Source organism: Streptomyces sp. JB150 (assembly GCF_011193355.1).
In the GTDB taxonomy this organism is placed as follows: domain Bacteria; phylum Actinomycetota; class Actinomycetes; order Streptomycetales; family Streptomycetaceae; genus Streptomyces.
Window position 1 is genome coordinate 5,940,545 of sequence record NZ_CP049780.1, and the last position, 16,295, is coordinate 5,956,839.

Annotated in this window: 13 protein-coding genes; 6 read left to right on the forward strand and 7 right to left on the reverse strand. The window is 72.3% G+C overall.

Annotated features, from left to right (window positions below; genetic code table 11):
* Window positions 1–17: 17 nt before the first annotated feature.
* The 4 genes from G7Z13_RS27240 to G7Z13_RS27255 all read right to left on the reverse strand — a co-directional run bounded on the left by G7Z13_RS27240 (window position 18) and on the right by G7Z13_RS27255 (window position 5,710).
* Window positions 18–1,952: a caspase family protein gene (locus G7Z13_RS27240; RefSeq protein ID WP_166002859.1), complete on the reverse strand. Its 1,935-nt coding sequence runs from the start codon at window positions 1,950–1,952 to the stop codon at window positions 18–20.
* Window positions 1,949–3,154, reverse strand: coding sequence for a hypothetical protein (locus G7Z13_RS27245; protein WP_166002860.1), 1,206 nt, complete (start codon window positions 3,152–3,154; stop codon window positions 1,949–1,951). The genes G7Z13_RS27240 and G7Z13_RS27245 overlap by 4 nt, the downstream gene beginning before the upstream one ends.
* A gap of 89 nt (window positions 3,155–3,243) precedes the next feature.
* Entirely contained in the window at window positions 3,244–4,503 is a 1,260-nt protein-coding gene (locus G7Z13_RS27250) for a cation:proton antiporter (RefSeq protein WP_166002861.1), read from the reverse strand.
* Window positions 4,504–4,711: 208 nt separating this feature from the next.
* Window positions 4,712–5,710 carry an acetylxylan esterase gene (locus G7Z13_RS27255; protein WP_166002862.1) on the reverse strand — a complete coding sequence of 333 codons (999 nt, stop codon included), beginning with the start codon at window positions 5,708–5,710 and terminating at the stop codon, window positions 4,712–4,714.
* Between the two features lie 232 nt (window positions 5,711–5,942).
* Between G7Z13_RS27255 and G7Z13_RS27260 the strand changes: the two genes are divergently transcribed.
* The 6 genes from G7Z13_RS27260 to G7Z13_RS27285 are packed head-to-tail and all read left to right on the forward strand — an operon-like array spanning window position 5,943 to window position 11,826.
* Window positions 5,943–6,869 carry an ABC transporter permease subunit gene (locus G7Z13_RS27260; protein WP_166002863.1) on the forward strand — a complete coding sequence of 309 codons (927 nt, stop codon included), beginning with the start codon at window positions 5,943–5,945 and terminating at the stop codon, window positions 6,867–6,869.
* On the forward strand, window positions 6,863–7,735 hold the full coding sequence (locus G7Z13_RS27265) for a carbohydrate ABC transporter permease (RefSeq protein ID WP_166002864.1): 873 nt from the start codon (window positions 6,863–6,865) through the stop codon (window positions 7,733–7,735). The genes G7Z13_RS27260 and G7Z13_RS27265 overlap by 7 nt, the downstream gene beginning before the upstream one ends.
* A gap of 44 nt (window positions 7,736–7,779) precedes the next feature.
* Window positions 7,780–9,435, forward strand: a complete 1,656-nt coding sequence (locus G7Z13_RS27270) for an extracellular solute-binding protein (RefSeq protein ID WP_166002865.1) — start codon at window positions 7,780–7,782, stop codon at window positions 9,433–9,435.
* Window positions 9,432–10,940, forward strand: coding sequence for a xylan 1,4-beta-xylosidase (locus tag G7Z13_RS27275; protein WP_166002866.1), 1,509 nt, complete (start codon window positions 9,432–9,434; stop codon window positions 10,938–10,940). Before G7Z13_RS27270 ends, G7Z13_RS27275 begins: the two co-directional genes overlap by 4 nt.
* Window positions 10,937–11,617: a hypothetical protein gene (locus tag G7Z13_RS27280; protein ID WP_166002867.1), complete on the forward strand. Its 681-nt coding sequence runs from the start codon at window positions 10,937–10,939 to the stop codon at window positions 11,615–11,617. The genes G7Z13_RS27275 and G7Z13_RS27280 overlap by 4 nt, the downstream gene beginning before the upstream one ends.
* The gene (locus tag G7Z13_RS27285; protein ID WP_165994896.1) at window positions 11,614–11,826 is read left to right on the forward strand and encodes a beta-galactosidase; all 213 of its coding nucleotides are present in this window, start codon (window positions 11,614–11,616) and stop codon (window positions 11,824–11,826) included. Before G7Z13_RS27280 ends, G7Z13_RS27285 begins: the two co-directional genes overlap by 4 nt.
* Here G7Z13_RS27285 and G7Z13_RS27290 read toward each other — a convergent pair.
* The 3 genes from G7Z13_RS27290 to G7Z13_RS27300 form a co-directional block, all read right to left on the reverse strand.
* Window positions 11,820–13,859: an alpha-glucuronidase gene (locus G7Z13_RS27290; protein WP_166002868.1), complete on the reverse strand. Its 2,040-nt coding sequence runs from the start codon at window positions 13,857–13,859 to the stop codon at window positions 11,820–11,822. The genes G7Z13_RS27285 and G7Z13_RS27290 overlap by 7 nt on opposite strands.
* A gap of 82 nt (window positions 13,860–13,941) precedes the next feature.
* Window positions 13,942–15,399, reverse strand: coding sequence for a HAMP domain-containing sensor histidine kinase (locus G7Z13_RS27295; RefSeq protein WP_166002869.1), 1,458 nt, complete (start codon window positions 15,397–15,399; stop codon window positions 13,942–13,944).
* Window positions 15,396–16,088, reverse strand: coding sequence for a response regulator transcription factor (locus G7Z13_RS27300; RefSeq protein WP_166002870.1), 693 nt, complete (start codon window positions 16,086–16,088; stop codon window positions 15,396–15,398). Before G7Z13_RS27300 ends, G7Z13_RS27295 begins: the two co-directional genes overlap by 4 nt.
* Between the last annotated feature and the right edge of the window lie 207 nt (window positions 16,089–16,295).

Consider the following 16,295-nt stretch of genomic DNA (forward strand, 5'->3'; position numbering starts at 1 on the left):
GACAGCGGTCGGGCGGTTCATGTGGACAACGACCTTCGCACCGGGGGGATCCGCCCGGGATGGTCCCAGAGCAGGGCCAGCGGGTGGCGGGCGCTGCAGGCCCTCCTCAGCCGGGCGGGCAGCGTCTGTACGTCGAGCGCGGCCGACGGCTCCGCCCCGAGCAGGGCGCGGATCGATCCGGTCGCGCCGTCCTCCGCGGCGGGGCGGCGCCACACGGCGATCGGGATCCCGCCGTCGAGGACCGCGTCCAGCGTCTCCGTCACACGCGATTCGGTCACCTCGGCCAGCACGCAGACGGGCGGCTCGGTCAGCTGCAGCTCGTCGGCCAGGTTCTCGCAGACCTCGTGGTCACCGATCTGGCGCACGGCGTCCGGGTGCAGGCCGCCGTGGGTCTCGTACCATCGCCACTTGTTCCGCCACGGTGCCTCCGCCAGCCCTTGGCGTTCCTCGGGGCACCGCAGCACCACCTCGTACCGCGAGCCGAGGGCCGCGGTCCGGTCGCCGCGGCCGGTCGGTATCCGCCAGGTCTCGAACGGCTCGTGCAGCAGGTCGTACGGCACATGAAACTCGATCCGGGCCGGCGGGCGCGCGGTGGCGGCCAGGAGGTGGGTGCCGAGCGTCACGCGTACGGCATCGAGGTCCATCGGCCGTTCCCAGTCACCGACCTTGCGGAAGTCTCCGTCGAACAGCCAGAGCCCCACCCGGAACGCGTCCCCCGTTTCCGGGGCGAGCCGGATGTGCAGCGCGGGGCGCTCGGGGGTGCGGCCGGGAGGAACGGCGACGGGCGCCGCGCCGAGCCGTTCACGGGTGCGCTCCACCCAGGACTCCGCCTGCGCGGCCCACTCGGAGCGGGAGGAGCGGGACGCCAGGTGCCGGATGAACGGCAGAGCCAGCGGAAGCGGGTGGCTGGTCCCCTGGCGGCTGTCGAGATCGCGCACGATCTCCGTCAGGTGCTGCGACGGCAGCCGGTGCTCGTCGGGAGGTACGCAGCCGGTCACCTCGAACGCCCAGCGGTAGGCCTCGAAGGTGTACGGGGGCAAGGGGCAGTCCTTCAGCAGCTCCCCGAGTTCGCTCCAGGCGAGCTGGTCGAGGACGGGCGCGCCGGCCGGCCCGGACGCCGTGCCGTCGTCGGTCCAGTGGTCGCCGAAGAGGGACGAGCCGTTCCAGTCCCGGCCGATCTCGAACTGCGGCTCCTGCCAGGCCGTGCCCTTCTTCTTCATGAGCGTGAAGTCCGCCTGGACGGCCTGCGCGACGCCGACCAGGCCGCGGACGGCGTACTCCAGGGGCATGCCGTCCAGATGACCGAGCAGGGTGTGCGTGAACTGACCCGCGTCCCGCTCCGCCTGATTCTTGGCCGTCTCGCCGGGGCGGGTCGCATAGAGGGTGAACTGCAGACGCTCGGGGACGGGCGTTCCGGCCTGGTAGTCCACGGTGACGAACCCCAGGTCCTTGGCCCGTCTCTTGTCGATGCGGCAGGAGTCGCCGATGGCGACGAGACGGCGGAACCGTCCGCCGCTCACCTTGTCCGACTTCCACCAACGCAGCGCCGAGGTGAGGTTGAGGTGGGTGGTGTGGCGATTCGTGGCGTCGGCGTAGGGGAGCAGCAGCTGGTTGTAGTCGTCGAGGAAGCCGTGTCCCGCCCAGTAGATCCACAGCAGGTCCCCGTTCTGATCGGGAAGGTCCTTGAAGAGTGCGGCCTCCACGTTCTCGCGGGTGGCCGGCTTGGCCTCGGGGTCGATCCGGTTCCGGTCCAGGGGTGAGAGCAGCATCCGGACGTTGCTCCGCGGCACTCCGGCCGTGTCGGTGAGCCATGCGGCGAACCGCAGTGCGTCGCGGGCCGCCCCGGACAGGGACATGGAGGCGCCTATGTCGTACTGCTCGACGCCGACGACGAGGGCGAAGGTCCGCTCCGGCGCGATCGGCGTCCCGGTGGCGGTGCAGTCGCTCGTCACCGCAGTGCCTCACCGATGCGGTCGAAGACCGGGTCGAGCCTCCAGTAGGCGCTGTGCGAGACGGGGAAGGGCTGGCGGCTGCGCACCTCGTGATCGGTGACCCGGTCGTCGTCCGGGAAGACGGGCTCGGCGAGGTAGGCGAGCAGGTCGCGGCGGTCGTAGATGTTGAGCCAGTCGGGGAAGCCGGGGGGTAGCGCGGCACGGGGCGGCAGTCCGGCCAGGGCCCCGAGTTCGTGCAGGAAGGGGGCTTGGGAGCCGACGGTGACCAGGAGCCGCACGGGCAGGGGCGACGGGCGCAGGGCGGCCAGGGCGAGGGTGTCGACGAGGGCGATGCCGCCGAGGCTGTGGCCGATCACGACCGGCGGTTCCGGGCTTGCGGCGATCACCTGCTCTAGGTGGGCGCGCAGCGGGCCGCCGCGTGCCTGGTAGCGCAAAATGTCGCCGGCTTCCGTGGCCCGGTCCGCGGTGAACTCCGCCCGCCAGCGGTCGAGTACGGGCTGTCTGGTCAGCCGTAACGCGAGTTTCAGGAGCACTCCCGCGGTCCGGGTCACCACCCCGCGACCCGTGCCGCCCAGCCGGTCGCTCAGGATGTCGACGATCCGGTCCCGCTCGTCACCCGTGCACAGCGTCGTGTTCCGGGCGCCGGCGAGCAGCACGGCCACCACGGCGCGGGCGGTGGTGGAGGCGAGGTCGGCGGCGACCGCGTCGTCCTCGGCCGCCGCGCATGCCTCGCGGAACTCGACGGACTGCGCCACGGCGTCCAGGGCTGCCCGGTACCCGCCGAGCAGACCGGTGTCCGCGAGGAGGACGGCCAGTTCGTCCGACGGGTCGAGGGCGCGGGGCAGCTTGTCCAGGCGGTCGGCCAGGGCTTCGCCGGGAGACCGTACGCCGGGCATGAAGAGGCCGGTGTCGGCCGTGGCGTCGAGCTTCGCGAAGAGGCCGAGTTCGCAGTACGGATCGGTGAGGAGCAGCAGCCACTCGGCTGACTCCGGGTCGTCGCGGGGAGCCGGCGTGTCCGCCGGGCCCATGCCCGGCACCGACGCACCATCGGCGGCCAGGGTCGTGCCGAAGTCGTCACCCCAGTAACAGGGTTCGACCTCCGCGTCCGGGAATCGCTTCAGCAGACGTTCCGTGACGTGTCCGAACAGCTCGTCGAAGCGCGGGCGGCGCACCCCGGTGCCGTGAACGAAGATGAACCGCATGCGTCCCCCGCCCCCCGAAGGTTCCGTGCGGTAGGAGGATAGTGCGTCCGCCGTTGTCCGGCAGGCGTTTGAGCCGCCCGGGGTGAGCCTCAGACCGCGGGGTCCGCGGTGCGTTCCGCCGGCCGGGCGGACCCGGTTCCAAGGCTGCCGGAACGGCCCTGGAGCCAGTTCAGGAGGGGGCCCGCCATCGCTGTCGTCACCACGGCCATGACGACCATGAGGGAGTACAGGTCCGGGCCGAGGATGCCGAGGTCGCGGCCGACGTTCAGGACGATCAGTTCGGTCAGGCCGCGGGTGTTCATCAAGGTGGCGAGGGCGGCGGACTCGCGGGCCGGCATGCGGTGGAGGCGGGCCGCGGTGAAGGCGCCCGCGAACTTGCCGCCGATGGCCACCGCGAGGATCAGGCCCAGGTCGCCCAGTCCGCCGGCGTCCAGGCCGGAGAGGTCGACGCCGAGGCCCGCGACCAGGAAGAACACCGGCAGCAGCAGGGTGCCGCTCAGCTGGCCGAGGCGGTCGTGGACGTCGGCGCGCAGCCGTTCGGTGCCGGCGCGCGGGAGGACCGCGCCGAACAGGAAGGCGCCGAAGATGTAGTGCAGGCCCAGCCACTCGGTGGCGGCCGCGGACAGCAGCAGTCCCGCGAGGACACCGGCGAGCACGCCCGGCGTGAGCCGCAGAGGGGTGGTGCGGGCCGCGAGCCGGCGCAGCAGCGGGCGTACGACGAACAACATGCCCAGCAGGTAGGGGACGGCGAGCAGGATGCGCCACTCCTCCGGGCCGGCCGGTCCGCTGAGGGCGACCACGGCGGCCAGCAGTGACCAGGCGAGCACGTCGTCGACGGAGGCGCAGGCCAGCGCCACCACGCCGAGCGGGGTGCGCGCCATGCCGCGGTCGGTGAGGATGCGGGCCAGCACCGGGAACGCCGTGATCGACATGGCGATGCCCATGAACAGCGTGAACGTCGTCCGGTCGGCGGCGGCGTGGTCGCGCAGCAGGTACAGGGCCAGCAGCGTGCCGAGGCCGAAGGGCAGCAGGATCGAGCTGAGCGAGACGGTCGCGGCGAGCCTGCCGATGCCGCGGATCAGGGCGGCGTCCCAGTCCAGGCCGATGATGAACATGAAGACGGCGATGCCGACCGCGGCCAGTGCGCCGAACAAGGGCCGTACGGAGTCGGGGAACAGGGCGTCGGAGACCGCCCCGTCGAACAGAGTCGGCCCCAGCGCGATGCCCGCCAGTACCTCCCCGATCACCGCCGGCTGGCCCAGGCGCCGCGCCGCCGCGCCGAGCAGCCGGGCCAGGAGCACCAGAACGGCGAGTCCCGCCAGCAGGGACGTCGTCTGTTGAGCAGTCATGCCGCGATCCTTGCCGCCGGGGCGGCGGGGTGAACCGGTTGCGCGCCGGGGGCGAGGGCACCGAGGGCACGTGGGGGCGCATGGGCGGTGCGGTCTGCTTCCCGGGGGCGGAGGCCCGCTTCCGTCCTCGGGAAGCAGGCTGTGGAGGCCGGCTCGGAGCACGATGCCCTCGCCGCCGCCTTGAGGTCCGCGACATGGCGCCCGGTGCTCACGGGCTCAACAGGGTCCCCAGCCAGTCCAGTTGGCGTCGTACGTGGGCCGCCTCGCCGCCCTCGTGTCCGTTGAACGGATAGGCGTGCAGCTCACGGGGCGGATCGTGGTCGGTCAGCTCGCCGTAGCGGTTATAGGCGGCGTACGCGCCGCTGGGCGGGCAGACCGTGTCGCGCAGGCCGACGCCGAAGTGCGCGGGGGCGGCGGCACGGCGGGCGAAGGAGAGGCCCTCGACGTAGGAGAGGGTGCGCAGCGCGGCCGTCCCGGCGCCCCGGTGCACGGCGAGGTACGCGCAGATCTCGCCGTAGGGACCCTCGTCGGTGAGGTCGAGGGCGCGTCGGATGCCGCACAGCAGCGGGGCGGTGACGAGGACGGCCGCGAGGTCGGGGACCAGCCCGGCGACGGCCAATGCGAGCCCGCCGCCCTGGCTGTTGCCCACCGCCGCCACCCGCGCGGGGTCCACGCCGGGCAGCGCCCGCAGCGCGGCCACCGCACAGACCGCGTCGGTGATCAGCCGGCGGTAGTGGTAGTCGCGCGGGTCGAGCAGGCCGCGTACGGCGGGGCCCGGTCCGCCGGGGGCCGTGGCGTGCGGGTCCGGGGTCGCGCCGCCGCTGCCGTACCGGTCGCCCTGGCCGCGGTTGTCCATGAGCAGGTGGGCGTATCCGGCGGCGGGCCAGGTGAGCCGTTCGTGGGGCAGGCCCCGGCCGCGGCCGTAGCCGGCGTACTCGACGACGGCGGGCAGCGGCCCCGGCGACCCGGCCGGGCGGGTGTACCAGGCGCGCACCGGATCGCCGGCGAAGCCCGGGAAGGTCACGTCCCAGGTGTCGAACAGCCGCAGTCCGGTGGCGACCGGGCGGGCGGACAGGACGGGTCCCGTCGGTCCGGGCGGCTCGGCCTCCCGGAGGGTGGCCTGCCAGAAGGCGTCGAAGCCGGCGGGCTCGTCCGGGGCGGGGCGGTGGTTCTCCAGTCGGTCCAGCGGCATGTCGAACGCGGGCACGGCGCCTCCCAGGCATGAGGACAGAACTCTCATCCCCTCCGATCGTTACGGTCAAGCTTCTGAAACTTTCGGTTTGTCGCGAGCGGGAAAGTTCGCTGTTCGTACGGGAGTCGGCCGTCACGTGCGTGTCGTGTTGCTCAACTTCCGCTTGCGCAGCACCCATTGACACCCCTCTCGGCCCCACTTAAGTTGCGGCACCATTGCCGGAACATTCGTGGAGGCGCGAACTGACATGACCAACCGGACCGTCGTGACGCGCCGCACCTGGCGGCAGGCGCTGCGCCGCGACTGGCAGCTGTACTCGCTGGCGGTGCTGCCGCTGCTGTTCTTCCTGGTCTTCCGCTATCTGCCGATGATCGGCAACGTGATCGCGTTCCGCCGTTTCGAGCCCGGGGGGTCGCTCTTCGGCGAGGAATGGGTGGGGCTGCGCTATGTCGAGATGTTCCTCAGCGACCCCACCTTCTGGCAGGTGTTCCGCAACACGCTGTGGATCGGGGCGCTCACCCTCGTCTTCTGCTTCCCGATCCCGATCGTGCTGGCGCTGCTGCTGAACGAGGTGCGCACCCGCGCGCTGAAACGGTTCGTGCAGTCGGTGTCCTACCTGCCGCACTTCCTGTCGGTGGTGATCGTCGCCGGCATCACCCTGCAGATGCTGTCGACGGACGGCCCGGTCAACCACGTCCTCACCCGGCTCGGGCACGAGCCGGTCCGGTTCATCCAGGAACCCGAGTGGTTCCGCGCCATCTACGTCGGCTCGGAGGTCTGGCAGACCGCCGGCTGGGGCACGATCCTCTACCTGGCCGCGCTGACCACGATCGACGACGACCTGTACGAGGCGGCCCGGATCGACGGGGCGAACCGCTGGCGGCAGATCTGGCACGTCACCCTGCCCGGCATCCGCCCCACCATGATCACCCTGCTCATCCTCAACACCGGCACGTTCCTGGCCGTCGGGTTCGAGAAGATCCTGCTGCTGTACAACCCGCTGACCTACCCGACCGCCGACGTCATCTCGACGTACCTGTACCGCACGGGCGTGGAGTCCAACAGCTTCAGCTACGCCGCCGCGATCGGCCTGTTCGAGGCGGTCATCGGGCTCGTCCTGATCACGACCGCCAACCAGCTGTCGCGTCGCACGGTGGGGACGAGCCTGTGGTGAGGCCGAGCCGCTCCTACCGGGTCTTCCAGGGCGTCAACGCGGTCGTCCTCACCCTGGTCGTGATCGTCACCCTCTACCCCTTCGTCAACATCATCGCCCGCTCCTTCAGCGGCGAACGGCACATCCGGGCCGGCGAGGTGACGCTGTGGCCGAAGGGGTTCGACCTCACCACGTACGACATCGTCTTCCACGACGCGATGTTCTGGCGGAACTACGGCAACACCGTGTACTACACGGTCGTCTCCACCGCCATCGCCATGGTCCTGACGACCTGTTACGCGTACGTGCTGTCGAAGAAGCGGCTCAAGGGGCGCGGTCTGCTCGTCGGGATCGCCGTGTTCACCATGTTCTTCACCGGCGGGCTGATCCCGAACTACGTGCTGATCACCAGCCTGGGCCTGAAGAACACGGTGTGGGCGCTGGCCCTGCCCAACGCGATCAGCGTGTTCAACCTGCTGGTGATGAAGGCGTTCTTCGAGAACCTGCCGAGCGAGCTGGAGGAGGCCGCCCAGATCGACGGTCTGAGTACCTACGGCATCCTCGCCCGGATCGTGCTGCCGCTGTCCAAGGCGGTCGTCGCGACCATGGTGCTGTTCTACTCGGTGTCCTTCTGGAACTCCTGGTTCGGCGCGTTCCTCTACCTGGACCGCACCGAGCTGATGCCGGTCACCGTCTATCTGCGCAACCTCATCGCGGGCGCCACCGGCGGCGGCAACGCCGGGGCGGGCACCGAACAGCTCAGCCAGGTCGCGGCGAACATCCAGGCCGTCACCATCGTGCTCACCTCGCTGCCGATCCTGTGCGTGTACCCGTTCGTCCAGCGCTACTTCGTCTCCGGCGTGATGCTCGGCGCGGTCAAGGGCTGACCCGCCCGCGCACTCGACGGCCCTACGGAACAAGGGAGTCCGACGTGAAGAACACAGGCCGGCTGTCGCGGCGCCAGGTCCTCGCCGCCGCGGGGTTCGCCGGACTCGCCGCGGCCACCGGATGCGGTGGCGGCGACGACGGAGGGGACGGCAAGGACCTGTCGCGCAAGAAGGACGGCGCGATGAAGGACTACCGCGCCGGAGAGCCGTTCAAGGCCACCAAGCCGCTCACCTTCGACGTGCTGCACAACAACAACCCGGTCTACCCGCTCAAGGACGACTGGCTGTTCTGGGAGGAGCTGACCCGGCGCACCGGCGTCACCCTGAAACCCATCGCCGTGCCCCTGGCCGACTACGAGAAGAAGCGCAGCGTCCTCATCGGTTCGGGCGACGCCCCCTTCCTGATCCCGAAGACCTACCACCCCTCCGAGACCGCGTTCGTGTCGTCCGGCGCGATCCTCCCCGTCAGCGACTACGTCCACCTCATGCCCCACTTCCAGGCGGCGGTGCGCAAGTGGCGGCTCCAGCCGGAGCTGGACTCCATCCGCCAGTCCGACGGCAGGTTCTATCTGCTGCCCGGACTGCACGAGAAGGTCAGGTCCGGCTACTCGCTGGCGCTGCGCACGGACGTCCTGGACCGCCTCGGCCTGACCGCGCCCGCCACCTGGGACGAGGTCCGCGAGGTCCTCACCGCGATCCGAGGGGAGTACCCCGACCGCTACCCCCTCTCCGACCGCTGGAGCACCAACACCCCCTACCCGGCCGCCGCCCTGTTCAGCTACCTCGGCCAGGCCTACGGGGTGCGGGCCGGGTGGACGTACACCAACATCAGCTGGGACGCGAACGCGCGCACCTTCGTCTTCACCGGGGCCACCGACGCCTTCCGGCAGATGATCGAGTTCGTGCGCGGGCTGGTCGCCGAGAACCTGATCGACCCGGAGAGCTTCACCCAGACCGACGACGAGGCCGTGCAGAAGCTGCTGGGCGAGAAGACCTTCGCGATCAGCGCCAACCCGCAGGAGCTGGTGCAGAACTACCGCTACAACCTGAGCAAGCAGGTCAAGGGCGCGCGGATCGACATGGTGCCGGTGCCGCTCGGCCCCGCCGGCCCCGTGGTGCTGGGCGGCGCCCGCCTGGAGAACGGCGTGATGATCTCCAGCGAGGCGCTCAAGAGCGACCACTTCGTCGCGCTGCTGCAGTTCACGGACTGGCTCTGGTACTCGGACGAGGGCCAGCGGTTCGCCCGGTGGGGCGTCGAGGGCGTCACCTACACCCGCTCCGGCGGACGGTACCGGCCGAAGGACGGCATCAGCCTCATGGGCTCCGACCCGGACGCCCCCAAGGACCTCCAGAAGGACTACGGCTTCTCCAACGGCGTCTTCGCCTACGGCGGCAGCTGGGAACTGGTCTCCTCCACGTTCGGCCCCGACGAGCAGCGGTTCCAGGACGCCATGTCCCGGCGCCGGCAGCTGCCCGTCGACCCCGCCCACCCGCTGCGGGCCACCGAGCAGGAACAGGCGCAGCTGTGGGAGACCCCGCTGCGCGACCACGTCACCCAGAACACCCTCAAGTTCGTCCTCGGCAAGCGCCCCTTGTCGCAGTGGGGCGACTACGTCGGCGAGCTGAAGGCGAAGAACATGGACCGCCTCGTCGACCTGCACAACCAGGCCCGCGAACGCTTCGCGAAGGAGAACGGATGATCCACGTCCCCGAGGGACCGGGCCGTCCCTTCCCCGACGCCTGGCGCTTCTGCGTCGGCACCGGACGCCTCGACCTCGCCCTGCGCAGCGACTACCGCGCATCACTGGCCCGGATCCAGCAGGACATCGGCTTCCGCCACATCCGCGGCCACGGCCTGCTCAGCGACGGCATGGGCGTGCACCGCCCCTACACCTGGCAGGACACCCGCCGCGTCCGCCACTCCTTCACCTACGTCGACCAGGTCGTCGACGCCTACCTGGAGCTGGGCATCCGGCCCTTCCTCGAACTCGGCTTCATGCCCCAGGCGCTGGCCTCCGGCGACCAGACCGTCTTCTGGTGGCGCGGCAACGTCACCCCGCCGGCCGACGAACGCGAATGGGCGGCGCTGGTCCGCGCCCTGCTCCGGCACCTCGTCGACCGCTATGGCCTCGCCGAGGTGCGCACCTGGCCCGTCGAGGTGTGGAACGAGCCCAACCTGCCCGACTTCTGGCAAAACGCGGACGAGGCGGCCTACCACCGGCTGTACGAGGTGACCGCGCACGCCGTGAAGGAGGTGGACGCCTCGCTCCAGGTGGGCGGGCCCGCGATCTCACCCGGCGCCGACGACTGGCTGGACCGCTTCGCCGAGTTCACCGAACGCCACGACGTCCCCGTCGACTTCGTCTCCAAGCACGCCTACACCTCCGGCCCCGCCCAGCACGTGCCGTTCGGCTCCTACCAGACGCTCGCCCCCGCCGAAGACCTGCTGGAGCAGTTCGGCACGCCCCGCGAGCGGCTGAAGGGCACCCGCCTGGCCGGAGCGCCCGTCCACATCACCGAGTTCAACTCCTCCTACTGCCCCGACAACCCCGTCCACGACACCGCCTTCAACGCCGCCTACCTGGCCCCCGTCCTCGCCCACGGCGGCGACCACGCCGACTCCTTCTCCTACTGGACGTTCAGCGACGTGTTCGAGGAGGCCGGCGTCCCCACCACGTTCTTCCACGGCGGCTTCGGCCTGCTCACCCACCGGCAGGTCCGCAAACCCACCTACCACCTGTACGCGTTCATGGCCCGCACGGGCCACGAACTGCTCGCCCGGGGCGACGACCACCTCGTCACCCGCCACCCCGACGGCCGCGTCACCGTCCTCGCCTGGGCGCCCGTCGACCCGGCCGGCCGGACGCCGGGCCCCGAGCGGCACCGGCTGCGGCTGCTGCTGCCGCTGGACGCCACGGAGGCCTTCGTCCGCCGGTCCACCGTCGACGAGGAGTACGGCAACGCGCGCACCGCCTGGCAGCGCATGGGCAGCCCCCGCTCACCCGACCGGCGCCAGCTCGGCATCCTGCACGAGGCCGCCGAGCCGGGGCGCCGGCACCTGCGACTGCCGGTGGCCGACGGCCGGGTGGACCTGGACCTCACCCTCGCCCGGCACGAGGTCACGCTCGTCGAGGTCAGCCCCGTACGGGACGAGAGCCCGCCCTGGGCCGACGACCGGCGGCTGCTCGGAAGGGAGCCGGAGTGAGCGCGCCGGCGGTCTCCTTCGGCACCGGCCCCCTCTCCCGGGCCGCCGCCCTGATCCACACCCTCCTCACCGTCGAGGCGCTGCTGCTGGCGACCGCCGCGCCGGGCCTGGCCGGGCTGCTCCTGCTGGGCCCGGACCCGTCGAACCTGCCCCTGGCCGCCGTATGCCTGCTGCCGCTCGGCCCGGCGGTGTCCGCCGCCGTCTACGCCCTGCACCGCCGCAGCCGCGACCTCACCGACCTGCACCCGGCCCGCGCCTTCCTGCGCGGCTGGCGGCTGAACGCCGTCCCCGCGCTGCGACTGTGGGCACCGCTGCTCGGCTGGCTCACCCTCATCGCCTTCACCCTCACCCACTTCACCGCGACCGGCCTGCCCCGCTGGTGGGCGGCGCTGCTCGCCGCGACCGGCGCCGGCGGGCTGCTGTGGGGCGCGCACGCCCTGCTGCTGACCTCCCTGTTCACCTTCCGCGCCCGCGACACCGCCCGGCTCGCCGCCTGGTTCCTGCTCCGCCACGGCCGCACCACCCTGGCCGCCGCCTCGCTGACCGTCCTGGCCGGCGCGCTCACCGTGCTGCTCGGCGAGGCCCTGGCCGCCGTGGCGGCCGCCCCGCTGCTGCTGTCCCTGCTGCACGCGGGCCGCCCGGTGATCGCCGAGACGGAACGGGAGTTCACCGCATGACCGCGCCCCGCACCGAGCGGATCGCGTACGGCGGCGACTACCACCCCGAGCAGTGGCCCGAGCCGGTGGGGGACGACGGCCACCGGCTGTTCACGCGCGTCCGGATCGACACCCTCACCGTCGGGGTCTTCGCTCGGTCCCTCACCCAGCCCGCCAGCGACGCGCTCCCGCTCGCCGCTCGGGACGTGGCCGTGCTGCGGCTTCAGTAGATCCGGCGGCCGTGCGCGTCCGGCACCCCCGACTTGCGGAAGAAGTAGCTGTTGACCTGGTCCCGCCACTCCCGGGCGCTCCGCAGCTGCTCCTCGTACCGCTCCGCCACGCGCGCGTGCCGCCCCGGCTCCACCAGGTCCGCCAGCGAGGCCCACACCCGGCGGGCCTCCTCCACCTCCTCGACACCCTCGAAGTGGGTGTCGTAGATGTGCTGGATCACCGTCTTCCCGCTGTGCAGGACGTGGTCGTAGGACACGTGGTGGAAGAACAGCAGCAGCTCGTCGGGGCAGGTGTCCGGGGACTCGTACAGCTCTGACCAGGGCTTGGCGTACTGCGCGGCGTAACCGGTTCCGGTGGCGCGGCTGCGGTCGACGCCGACGCCGTCCCGGTCGGCGAAGTGGTAAGTGCCCCACGGGCTGTACTCGTAGCCGTCGACGCTCGGCCCGTAGTGGTGCCCCGGCTGGACCATGAAGCCGACGCCGAGCGGGGCGGTGTACTTCTCGTACGTCCGCCACGAGTCCTTCAGCACCGCGTACACCCCGGCCCGCAGCCGCTCGGGCTCCGGGCTGCGCTCGGGCGTGAAGGTCAGGTCGATCCACTCGCCGAGGAGCCGGTAGGGGTTGGCGCCGGGCTCCCAGCCGAGCCGGCCGACCGCGTAGAGGTTGGCCTGGGCGAGGGGGTGGCCCGTCCAGTAGGGGTCGTCCCCGGCGTTGGAGACGGCGACCAGACCACCGCGCGCCAGCTCCGCCACGGTGGGCGTGCCTTCCCCCTGCGGGCGGAACCGCAAGACCTCGCTCCACATGGGGGCCAGCGCGCACACGTGCCGCTGCTGCCCGGTGTACTCCTGGGTGGCCTGGATCTCCACCGCGATCCGGGTGGCCGGCATCGCCCCGATGACGGAGGAGACCGGCTCGCGGACCTGGAAGTCCATCGGGCCGTGCTTGACCTGGAGGACGGCGTTGTCGCGGAAGGCGCCGTCGAGCGGCGTGAAGTGGTCGTGGGCGGCCCGCGCCCGGTCCGTGGAGCGGTCCCGCCAGTCCTGGCGGTGGTCGTAGACGAAGGCCCGCCAGTGCACGGTGCCGCCGTACGGGGCGAGCGCGTCGGCGAGCAGGTTCGCGCCGTCGGCGTGCGTGCGGCCGTAGGCGAACGGGCCCGGCTGCCCCTCCGAGTCCGCCTTCACGACGTAGCCGCCGAAGTCCGGTATCGCCGCGTACACCCGCCCGGTCGCCTCCGCCCACCAGGCGCGCACCGCCGGATCGAGCGGGTCGGCGGTGGGCAGGCCGCCGAGGACGACGGGCGCCGCGAACGTCACCGACAGATGGGTGCGGATGCCGTACGGGCGCAACGCCCGCGCCAGGCCGGCGACCTCGCCGAGCCGGTCGGTGAGCAGCCGGGCCTCCTCCGCGTGCACGTTCACGTTGTTCAGGGCGAGCGCGTTGATCCCGCCGGCGGCCAGCAGCCGCCCGTACGCCCGGACGCGGTCGAGGTCGGCGCGCGAGCCGCGCGCCGCGCCGTCCCGCCAGAACAGCGAACCGCCCGCGTAGCCGCGCTCCACCTGGCCCATCACCGGGTGCACCGAGACGTTGTCCCAGTGGTTGAGCATGCGCAGGGCGAGCGCGGGGCGGTGCGCCTGGCGCTGCCGGTCGCGGTCGAAGGCGGTCCGGCCGAGGCGTACGACGTGGAAGAGGCCGTGGAGCAGGCCGTGCGGGGCGGCGGCGGTGACCGTGGTGCGGCCGCCGGCCCGCTCCAGGAAGAAGCCCTCCTCGCCGAGCCGGTCCAGGTGTTCGCGGCGGGTGCGCAGCAGCAGGTCGTACGGCCCGGCGGGGTCCGGGCCGTCCACGCGGGCGGCCTCGCCGCCGAACTCGGCGCAGGCCGCCGTCACTTCGCCCCACACCGTGTCGGCGAGCAGCCCGTCGCCGTGGACGAGGACGCGGCGGGAGCCGAGGGCGCGGAAGGCCTCCGGGGGCAGCCAGGCGGGGTCCGAAGCGGTGGCGGACGCTGAGGCCGCGGTGGACGCGGTGGACGCGGTCAACGGAACCCCCCGGGGTGCGCGGTCGGCGGGGAAAGTATCGCCCGTGGGCGGGGCGAGCGGGAGGGGGCGTACACCTGGGTGGTCATCCCCCAGGGGGTGTCTGGGACGGCATCGGCAGCCGTACCGTGAACTCCGTCCGGCCCGGCTCGCTCGCCACCTCGATCGTCCCGCCGTGCGCCCGCACCAGGGAGGCGGCGACGGACAGGCCGAGGCCGCTGCCCCCGCGGTCGCGGCTGCGGGCCTTGTCCACGCGGTAGAAGCGGTCGAAGACCCGGTCCCGGTCGGCGGCGGGGATACCGGGCCCCGCGTCGGTGACCCGGACCACGGCCGCCCCCGGCGCGACCGAGACCTCCGCGCACACCGCGGTCCCCGCCGGGGTGTGCACGGCCGCGTTGGTGAGCAGATTGTCCAGCACCTGCCGGACGCGCTGCGGATCGAGCCGCAGCCGCACCGGGCCGCCCCCGGTCCGCACGGTCAGCGGACGGTCCGGGTGACCGGCCCGGAAGGCGTCCGCGGCCTGCTCCACCAGCTCCGTCAGATCCGCCTCGGTCATCCGCAGCGGCGTCTCCGCCTCGGCCGCGTCGAGCCGGGCGAGCAGCAGCAGATCGTCCAGCAGGAACCCCATCCGGGCGGCCTCGGCGCGCAGCCGCGCCAGGTGCCTCTCGCGTTCCCCGGGCGCGTTGGCGGCGGCGTACTGGAACAGGTCGGCGTAGCCGCGCACGGACATCAGCGGGGTGCGCAGCTCGTGCGAGGCGTCCGCGACGAACCGGCGCAGCCGCCGCTCGGCCTCCGCGCGCACCGCGAGCGAGTCGTCGATGTGCTCCAGCATGGCGTTGAACGCGGTGCGCAGCTCCTCCACCTCCGGCCCGCCCCCGGCGCGCGGCGCGCGCAGCGGCAGCCGGGCCGCCGACTCGGACAGATCGTGCGAGGCGATGCCGTGCGCGGTGCGCGCCATGTCGCTGAGCGGCTTCAGCCCGCGCCGCAGCATCCGGCGGCCGAACACCACCAGCGCCAGCAGCGCCAGCCCGAACGCGACCGCCTGGATCCGGATCAGCCGTGCGACGGTGTCCTCGATCCCGTCCATCGGCGCGGCGCTCACCAGCACCACGCCGGGTTCGACCTCGCAGGCGCGCAGCCGGTAGGTGCCCGCGCCCTTCAGGTGCTCGGTGCGCACCAGCTCCGTGTGCGCGGCGGTCTGCGCCCGGGCCAGGGCGGTGAAGTCGCCGACGTCCGCCGGCAGGTCGCCGGGGTCCTCCGGCCGGCGCAGCACGGCGGTGCCGTCCGCCACGTCGTACACGGCGTAGTACCAGCTGTAGTACTTCTTCCCGGACAGCGTGCCGTAGTCCGCGATGCTCTTCGACTGGGCGACCTGGCCCTGTGCCAGCTGCGTGTCGAGCTGGGCCGCCAGATAGTCCCGCATGGACGTGGTCAAGGCCGTGCCGACGACCGCGAAGACCGCCAGCGCCAGCGCGCCCAGGCCCAGCGCCAGCCGGGTGCCGAGCCGCAGGCGCCGGTAGCCGCCGGACAGCCGCCGGATCACTCGGATGCCTGCCGGACGACGTAGCCGAAGCCGCGCACGGTGTGGATGAGCTGGCCGCGGCCGGCCTCGTCCAGCTTGCGGCGCAGCCGGCTGACGACCAGCTCGACCACGTTGGAGCGGCCGCCGAAGCCGTACTCCCACACGTGGTCGAGGATCTGCGCCTTGGTCAGCACGGTCGGCGACCTGCGCATCAGATAGCGCAGCACCTCGTACTCGGTGGGGGTGAGCGTCAGCAGCGTCCCGTCGCGCCGCACCTCCCGGGTGTCCTCGTCCATCGTGAGGTCCCCGACCCGCAGCACCGACCGCTGGAAGCCGGGGCCGGCGCTGCGCCGCAGCACGGTCCGCAGCCGGGCCATCAGCTCCTCCACCGCGAACGGTTTGACCAGGTAGTCGTCGCCGCCCCGGGTCAGCCCCGCCACCCGGTCGGCGACGCCGTCGCGCGCGGTGAGGAACACCACCGGCACCATCGTGCCCGAGGCGCGCAGCCGGTCCAGGACGCCGAATCCGTCCACGTCGGGCAGCATCAGATCGAGCACCACGATGTCCGGGCGGAACTCGGCCGCCCGGCGCAGCGCCTGCTCGCCGGTGTTCGCGGTGACGGCCTCCCAGCCCTCGTAGCGGGCGACGGTGGCGACGAGGTCGGCGATGGGCGGATCGTCGTCCACGACGAGCAGTCGTACTTTCTCCACCCGCTCATACTGCGGGACACACCCGGACGGACCAGCCCCGCGTGCGACTCCGGCACCGATCGATACACACTTGAAAGTTGTACGACAGGTAATCGACAGCGCCGGGCGGCCAAGCTCGGTGTCCACGGCTCCGAACCCCCCGGCGCCCGCGGCTCCGGACCACTCGGTGCCCCGGCCCCGGACCACTCGGTGCCCTCATGGCCCTCG